The sequence below is a fragment of the Aquimarina sediminis genome (assembly GCF_002895435.1).
Taxonomy (GTDB): domain Bacteria; phylum Bacteroidota; class Bacteroidia; order Flavobacteriales; family Flavobacteriaceae; genus Aquimarina; species Aquimarina sediminis.
In genome coordinates, this window is record NZ_POYJ01000015.1 from 142,404 (window position 1) to 150,446 (window position 8,043).

Consider the following 8,043-nt stretch of genomic DNA (forward strand, 5'->3'; position numbering starts at 1 on the left):
ATACATCTAGTTTTTTGAAATTTTTACAAGTCGGATAAATTTAAAACATGACTTGATTCTTATTTTTTTTGAAAATTAGGAATACATAAAATTGTCAAACCGTAGTTTTAAGATCAAGACAGATTAAAAGAGGTTATTTTAGCAATTCATCTAAATCTTGCTCTATATACTGTGGCATTGTATTGATATCTATTATCTCATCAGACAGTCCTTTTTTCTTTTCCTGAAGTTGTAGTATCTTTTCTTCAATAGTGTTTTTGGTAATAAATCTGGTAACCATTACATTGTTGGTTTGTCCGATGCGGTGGGATCGGGCAATGGCTTGTTTTTCTATAAATGGATTCCACCAGGGGTCCAATAGTATTACATAAGATGCTTTTGTGAGATTTAATCCAACACCACCCGCTTTTAGAGAGATAAAAAACAAAGAAACGGCTTCATTTTTTTGAAACTCATAGACCACGGCTTCTCTATCTGTTCCTTTAGTTTGACCTGTAAGCGTTACATAGCTAATATTTTGTTGCCTGCACCACTCTTGATACAAATTAAGGTGTGATACGAATGAGCTAAAAATGAGTACTTTTTTGTTTGCCTTGACAAGAGTATCTATATGGCTAGTGACATCTTTAAATTTTCCTGATGGATGCTCTGTTTCTTTATCTATAAGTTTAGGATGGTTAACAATTTGGCGCAGTTTAGTAAGTGTATTAATGATATGTATCTTGTTGGTAGAGACCGAATCAATCCCTAACAACAAGTTTCGGGCTGCAGATTTTTGAGATTCATATTGTTTTTCTTGCTCAGGGAGCATCTCTGTATATACAACCTGTTCTGATAATTTTGGGAGATCTTTGGCTACCTGTTCTTTGGTTCTTCTTAGGATAAAAGGGTCGATCAAAGTTTTTAGCTCATTAATACGCTCTTGGTTCTGATGTTTTTCGATTGGTGTTTTGAAGTGATCTTTAAAAAATGAGTAACTACCAAGCATTCCTGGATTAATAAACTCCATCTGAGACCAGAGATCTGATAAAGAATTTTCTATGGGGGTACCACTCAAAGAAATCTTATGAGAGGTGTTGATAGTGTTTATTGCCTTAAAAATTTTAGATTCTTTGTTTTTGATTTGTTGACTCTCATCGGTGATGAGGTATGTGAAATTTATCTTTTTTAAGATGTCAATATCTTTTGAAACCGTTGCATAAGTGGTAAGAATAACATCATAGGTTTCTAGATAGGGGGTGATTTTTTTACGGTCAGATCCCGTATATTTAACGATATTAAGATGTGATGCGAATTTTAATATCTCTTGTGCCCAGTTAAATACTAAAGAAGAAGGTAGTACAATCAGAGCTTTTAGATACGTTTTTACTTCTAAAGGATCGTCAAAGAGATCTAGTCTAACTTTTTTCTCTTCTCCTGTTATTGGCGTTAATTGTTCTTTGGCAAAAAGCAACATTGCAATGGTTTGTAATGTTTTTCCTAATCCCATATCATCTGCCAGACATGCTCCTAGCTTATGATAATGGTGATTAACCAGCCATTGCACGCCTTCTTCCTGATATGGACGTAATGTAGCCTTAAGTTTTGATGAAGGTGTGTACTCTTGCTCAGCAACCTCTGAGATATTAATTTCTTCAGGTGGGATAAGATCTTTTAAAAGTGTATAATTACTTTTTGCAATGCGCAAATTATCATCTTTTATTTGACCAAAATCAACCAATTTTTTATAACGTGTCATCCACTCTTGTGGAATCACAAAAACCTGATCATCATCGATAGGAAAAAAACGATTGTTTAGCTTGATGTACTTTACAAATCTCGAAAAAGGAATTTCCTGATCTCCAATACTAACAATACCCTTGATATCAAACCAATCATTTTCTTGTTGACTGCCAACGTCAATACTATGTGGAGTGATATTGATGATCTTGCCATCTAATTGAGGCAATTGTATATCAAATCCATCTGCTTCTAATTGGGTTTTATTTGATTTTAACCAGTTTAGAATTTCAAAAGAATCTTTGGATACATTAGTTTCTAGCAGCAGATTATTGTTTACCTCCAGCCCTTTAGTGGTTAGCAGATTAATAATTTCTTGTTCGGCTTCAGGATTACGTTTGGTTTGAACAATCTGAATTTGATTATCGTTTTCGAACAGGACATTTGAAACCGTGGATTTTGAACTGTTGTAATCAAAGAAAACCGAATTATATTCAAAAACTACTTTTGCAACATAGATGTTCTGGATAAAATCCTGGATAATTTCGATTCCATAGGATGTTACCGTATTATGCGTAATGATATCAAAACCATGAGTTATGACATCTACATTTTTGATAATAGGTATAATTACTTTCTCTAAATAAATCTTAATATGCTTATGAGCAATGGTGATCTTTTCTTTATCAAAAAAAGGTTTTAACTTATTAGCATTTAGGTTTTCAATTTGATAGATAGATTTGTCAATAATAATCCATGAAGGTTCATTAAGAAGGATATGGATATTATGATTTTTTGGAATTATCTGTGTTTGATCATTCTTTAGTGAAAAAGCATACTCAATACCCTCATCGGTTTTGGTAAACTCAAGTATGGGTTGAAGAACATTTTGGCTAATAGACAGCTTATGATTTTCAAATGGATCTTTTCTTTGGGCATTATGACAAACCAGATATTGATTTTGGACAGCTAAGGAATAGAAGTCTGATAGTTTTTTACTTATATAAGCAAGTATCACCTCTTTTACTTTAGGGTCTTTTAATACATCTGAAAAAGTTGAATTTTTTCTCCTTTTTGCTGGAGCAAATTTCTGTTCTAATACGGGGATTTTAAGAGAAGAGCATATGTCTAATAACTGTTCGTGGGGAGTATCCCGAAATACTATTTTATAGCTCTCAATAGTTTGGGGAGTGGCTTGTTTTTCTACATAGCCAAGGCGTTCATTTGTTATTGGTACAATATATGCTTCTGGTAAAGAAGGGATTTCTGGGAAATTATTGTCTACAAGATTATAACAGATACAAAATGAATCCATAAAAAAAGCGAATGGTTTTTTAAAGGTTAGATTTGGTTTTGAGAATGGTGTAGTTCTCTTTTCTTTATTAGTGTAGACAAAGCCGAAGTATATCAAAGAAGAGATTCTCTAATGTGCTTCGGCTTTGCCTGAAATTATAGTTTTTTACAATTTATACGATAACAGATTTACTTACAAAATCAATAACAGTTTTGGTGATAAAATCAATTTGTTCATCATCCAACTCTGTGTGCATAGGTAGTGAAATAACTTCTTTTACCAATTGATTAGTTATCGGGAAATCGGCTTCATTATAGCGATCATCCAGATATGCTTTTTGGCTATGCAAAGGGATTGGGTAGTAGACACCACATGGGATTCCATTGTCATTAAGGTGTTTTGCTAACGCGTCTCGATCTACATCAATTACTCTAAGGGTGTATTGGTGAAATACATGCGTATCTTCTGTGGCAATAATCTCTGGTGTAATAATATGTTCCTGATCAGTAAAGGCTGCTGTATATTTTTTTGCAGCTTCTCTTCGAGCAGTATTATAGGCATCCAGATTAGGGAGTTTTGCTCTCAAAACTGCTGCTTGTATAGAGTCTAATCGAGAGTTTACACCTACAACATCATGGTGATACCTTTTATACATCCCATGATTTACCACTCCTCTAATGATATGTGCAAGGTCATCATCATTGGTAAAGATAGCTCCACCATCACCATAACATCCCAAGTTCTTAGAAGGGAAAAAAGAAGTAGAAGCTACATGCCCTATAGTTCCGGATTTAGAAACACTCCCATCTTTAGAATGATAGTTTCCTCCTATACCCTGGGCGTTATCTTCTATAACATACAAATTATGCTCCTTTGCAATTGCCATAATAGCATCCATATTTGCAGACTGTCCAAATAGGTGTACTGGTACAATTGCTTTGGTCTTTGGCGTTATTGCTTTTTTTATAGCTTCTGGATCAATATTAAAAGAATCGGGTTCTACATCTACCAATACAGGGGTTAATTGCAATAGAGCGATTACTTCTACTGTAGCGGCAAAGGTAAAATCTGCCGTAATTACTTCATCTCCAGGTTGTAAACCCAGTCCCATCATAGCTATTTGCAGTGCATCGGTACCATTGGCACATGGGATCACATGTTTTACATCTAAATATTCTTCTAATTCTTTTTGAAAACTATGAACTTCGGGACCGTTAATAAAAGCGGTTGATTGTATAACATCAAGAACAGACGAGTCTACACGTTCTTTGATTTGCTCGTATTGACCCTTAAGGTCAACCATTTGTATCTTCTTCATAAATGTGTGTGTATTGTAACCTCACGAAAGTACAAAATATTGAAACGTCTGCCAATGTAATATTCTTTTTATTGCGAGACTGCTAGTTAATTCACCAAAGCTTACTCGGTAATGGAGAATAAATGTTCCATGGCTTGCCAGAGGTAGTTTAGTTTTGGAATGAAATATATTTTTGGGCACCATATTGAGGGACTCATTGGAGATCAATAAAAAAGCTTGCTGCATGACGCAGCAAGCTTTTCTAATATTAGATTTTGTTCCTACCCGGTGCAGGAAGCTTTTTTAACGTTAGATTTTGTTCCTACCCGGTGCAGGAAGCTTTTTTAACGTTAGATTTTGTTCCTACCTAGTGCAGGAAGTTTTTTTAACGTTAGATTTTGTTCCTACCTGGTGCGGGAAGTTTTTTTGACGTTAGACTTTGTTCCTACCTGGTGCAAGAAGCTTTTTTGATTTTATAGAGATTACTCTTCTGTAGTGCTGTCACCATCTGTTGTATTATCACTATCTGTACTGGTTTCTCTTTTTTCGACCAGTATATTATACTGTTCTGTTAGAGTATTGATTTCTTTTATGACAATATCATATTCCTCAGAAGGAGTTAAGGTAGCATGTGCGACTATATGGTTAATAAGCTCATCATAGCTTTTTTTGGCATTGTCTCTAAGCTCGGTTACGTTGATTTTACTATCCAGGGCATACTCTGTATTACGTTCCAGATATTTGGTGTTAAATGAGTCATTGGTTTTTTCTAATTCCTTAGCCCATTCTGTAAGATGTAGATTACTCAAGGCAATTTTTAAGTCAGGGTCTGTAATCCAGTCTTGTGTGAGATTGCGAAGAGTAGTGGTTTCTGTTTGATAATTTTGGCGGGCTATCTTACTACCATATTGATCAATACTATGTAGTAGAAGTTTGCCGGCATTACTCTTTATCGTATCATGGTGGTAAGTGTATCCTTCTACTGTAGTTCGAATACCGGTAATAGCCAAATCTCTAAGTTTATCCAATGCTTCTAATTCTTGAGTAATGGTACTACCTAATTGTTTTTTGTAAACATTATCCATGGCTTTTACTTGCTCATTCAATAGCGCGGTTTGAGGTGCAATTTGCAGAAGCTGTGGATCTCTTTGTACTACTGTTTTTTTAACATCGATTAGATACTGGATGAACTCGCTGTTGCGAAACTTGTAAAATGAAGGTGTAATAAACATTTGATTATTAATTTTTTAAAAGTTATTGATTGTTTTAATACATATATGTCATTGTCGAGCATTATGTTACCCCGCTTATGTGTTTTTTTACAATAGCGGTTGTGTTTTTTGAATGAAAAACCGTAATGAATAGCCATTATCGAATAATGGAATGGTGTCTAGTAAACTACTTCGGGGTAAGCCCACGAGGCATTCGTTGGAAACAGATTTTTGATTTCCAGGTAAGCATGGGAGGGTATTTAATCTCGATTATCGAGTAAATTTTTATAATGGTTATTTTGAGCCCTTTGACAACACTTTGACAGCTCAGTGCGATGGTTTAGTGTGATAACTCAATTTGATATTCTGGAAGATGAGTGCCAATATCTAAAATTTTTTAAAATCAAATCCTTACTGCCTAAAAGTTTAGTAGGAGAATCCTTATTTTTTATGGCTCCTGGTTAATATGAATTGGTTTCTTGTAACCATCGAAATCTGGAAGATGTTTTTGTAATACGTACCTGCAAACCGTTATCACTTACTTTTTAAAACACAACAATACCAAAAAAACGGACCCCAAAAATTAGAAGGCTTCTCCTTTTAGAATTGTTAGACCAGATAGACTTTGAATGAGTTGGAAATTCCTCCAAGCCTCAATAATGGGATTTAAAGCAACTTAAGGTTTTTAATTAACAAAATATTAACATTGGTGTTGCTCCCAGTGTCGAAAAACGAAACTAGTGTTTTATATCATTGCAATCAAACGCTTACAAACCTATAACCAATACACTATGAAACCAAAGCAATTATTTCTCTAAAAGTACCAACGGGTGTCATCCTGAGGTATAAGAAAAAACAAAAAAATCAATACAGCAAAGAGACTTTGTAAAATAATCTACCGGTAGTACATAGAGTCCTCTTTGTATTGTATTACAGTTGATCTAAAAAAGGGTTTTATTCCTTTTTAACCTATTGTGAACCACAAAAGAATCACTCTGGGTTTGACGTAACAATATATACATAGTAACCATTAAATTTCACACAAATGAAAAAAACAATCATTCTTTTGGTGGCTTTCACCTGCTTTAGTTTTGCTCATGCACAAGTAACTACAGGCACCAAATTACAATTTACCTACGACGTTTCGGGCAACCAGCAACTCAGAGATGTCGCTACTACTTCAGCCACAACCGCAACAGAAGCTATAGACAGTACACAAGTACTTACTACAAATGAGTTAACCTTTGATAACAAAGAAGTTATAGCAAATAAATTTAGAGTATCTCCTAATCCTACAACGGGTGAGGTCATTTTACAGTGGGAACCAGAATTCTCTGACCAGATCACAGCTATTGAACTGGTAAGCCTTGTTACCAGTAAAAAAACAAAGATAGAACGTGCTGGAAACAACTCGGTACAAGTTAATCTTTTTGATCAGCCTTCTGGTCTATACCTTGTGATATTTTATCTCAATACCCCGGAGGTATCTTCAATACAAAAGAAGATCATCAAACTCTAATATTTTTCATACTGTTTTTTTAGACAGTATAGTACTAACTTTTAAAAGCATAAATAGATGAAAACGAATCTATTCATTATATATGCCTCTTTGTACTATTTTGTACAGGCATACAGGTATACTCACAAGATTATACTAACCTAAATCCTGTTGAAGACTTTACATATGAGGAGCACAGCGCAAATGTTGAAACCACCGAGACCTTGTCCTTATCCGGTAGTAATCAGGGTACGGCTACCAGATCGACTGTAAGCACAACCCGTTCTGCTAGTTCAGGAATTGGGGAAACCCCGGGTGCACTTTCGGTATCGCTAACCGGGGGAGCTAATTATACCGTGCCAATAGCAGTACCTCCCGGGATCGCAGGAGTAGCTCCCGAAATTGCAATTTCGTATAACAGCCAGGGGAGCAATGGTATTGCTGGCTGGGGCTGGGGTATTTCTGGTTTATCTACCATTACCCGTATCCCTGCTACCAAATATCATGATGGAGTTCTTGATCCTGTGGATTTTGATAACAAGGATCGCTTTGCACTCGATGGGCAAAGATTGATGTTAAAAGGAGGAAGTTATGGAGCCAATGGCGCTATTTATCAGACAGAGAAATATTCAAACCTTAAAATTACCTCCCATGGAACCTCTCCTTATGGTGCAGCCTATGGACCTGCCTATTTTACCGTACTATACCCCGATGGGTCAAAGGCACATTATGGGCTTAACGGAGGACGATCACAGTTGGAATATGCCATTACCAACTGGGATAATTCGCAAGGAATCAGGATCAACTATTATTACAAAATTAAAGGAAATGACAGGCGTACTTTATCCATAGACAAAATTACCTATGGAGCCAAAGCGAGTGCAGCTCCTATCAACGAAATCAAATTTGAATACCATAGCCGGGAACGCGGAGAACACTCAAATGCCGGAGGATTAGGTTTTGTTAGAAAAAGCTTGCTTAAGAAAATCAAAGTAACTGCCAATGGTACTGCATACCGTAATTA

At 35.5% G+C, this 8,043-nt stretch carries 5 protein-coding genes; 2 read left to right on the forward strand and 3 right to left on the reverse strand.

Annotation, left to right across the window (positions count from 1 at the left end; translation table 11 throughout):
* Positions 1-133: 133 nt before the first annotated feature.
* The 3 genes from C1X07_RS22945 to C1X07_RS22955 all read right to left on the reverse strand — a co-directional run bounded on the left by C1X07_RS22945 (position 134) and on the right by C1X07_RS22955 (position 5,542).
* Complete coding sequence (locus C1X07_RS22945) at positions 134-3,034, reverse strand: DEAD/DEAH box helicase (protein WP_103072392.1); 2,901 nt, start codon at positions 3,032-3,034, stop codon at positions 134-136.
* 151 nt (positions 3,035-3,185) lie between these two features.
* Positions 3,186-4,331 (reverse strand): DegT/DnrJ/EryC1/StrS family aminotransferase, encoded by a 1,146-nt coding sequence (locus C1X07_RS22950; protein ID WP_103072393.1) that lies wholly within the window; start codon positions 4,329-4,331, stop codon positions 3,186-3,188.
* 461 nt (positions 4,332-4,792) lie between these two features.
* A complete protein-coding gene (locus tag C1X07_RS22955; RefSeq protein WP_103072394.1) occupies positions 4,793-5,542 on the reverse strand; it encodes a DUF6261 family protein in 750 nt (249 codons plus the stop codon).
* 1,024 nt (positions 5,543-6,566) lie between these two features.
* Between C1X07_RS22955 and C1X07_RS22960 the strand changes: the two genes are divergently transcribed.
* Positions 6,567-7,040: a hypothetical protein gene (locus C1X07_RS22960; protein WP_103072395.1), complete on the forward strand. Its 474-nt coding sequence runs from the start codon at positions 6,567-6,569 to the stop codon at positions 7,038-7,040.
* Positions 7,041-7,243: 203 nt separating this feature from the next.
* A partial coding sequence (locus C1X07_RS22965) for a SpvB/TcaC N-terminal domain-containing protein (protein WP_317046150.1) occupies positions 7,244-8,043 on the forward strand: 800 nt, incomplete at its 3' end.

What these genes read in the sequence shown, in the direction of transcription:
- C1X07_RS22950 (WP_103072393.1), bottom strand. Translation starts at nt 4,331, where the DNA reads ATGAAGAAGATACAAATGGTTGACCTTAAGGGTCAATACGAGCAAATC.
- C1X07_RS22960 (WP_103072395.1), top strand. Translation starts at nt 6,567, where the DNA reads ATGAAAAAAACAATCATTCTTTTGGTGGCTTTCACCTGCTTTAGTTTT.
- C1X07_RS22955 (WP_103072394.1), bottom strand. Translation starts at nt 5,542, where the DNA reads ATGTTTATTACACCTTCATTTTACAAGTTTCGCAACAGCGAGTTCATC.
- C1X07_RS22945 (WP_103072392.1), bottom strand. Translation starts at nt 3,034, where the DNA reads ATGGATTCATTTTGTATCTGTTATAATCTTGTAGACAATAATTTCCCA.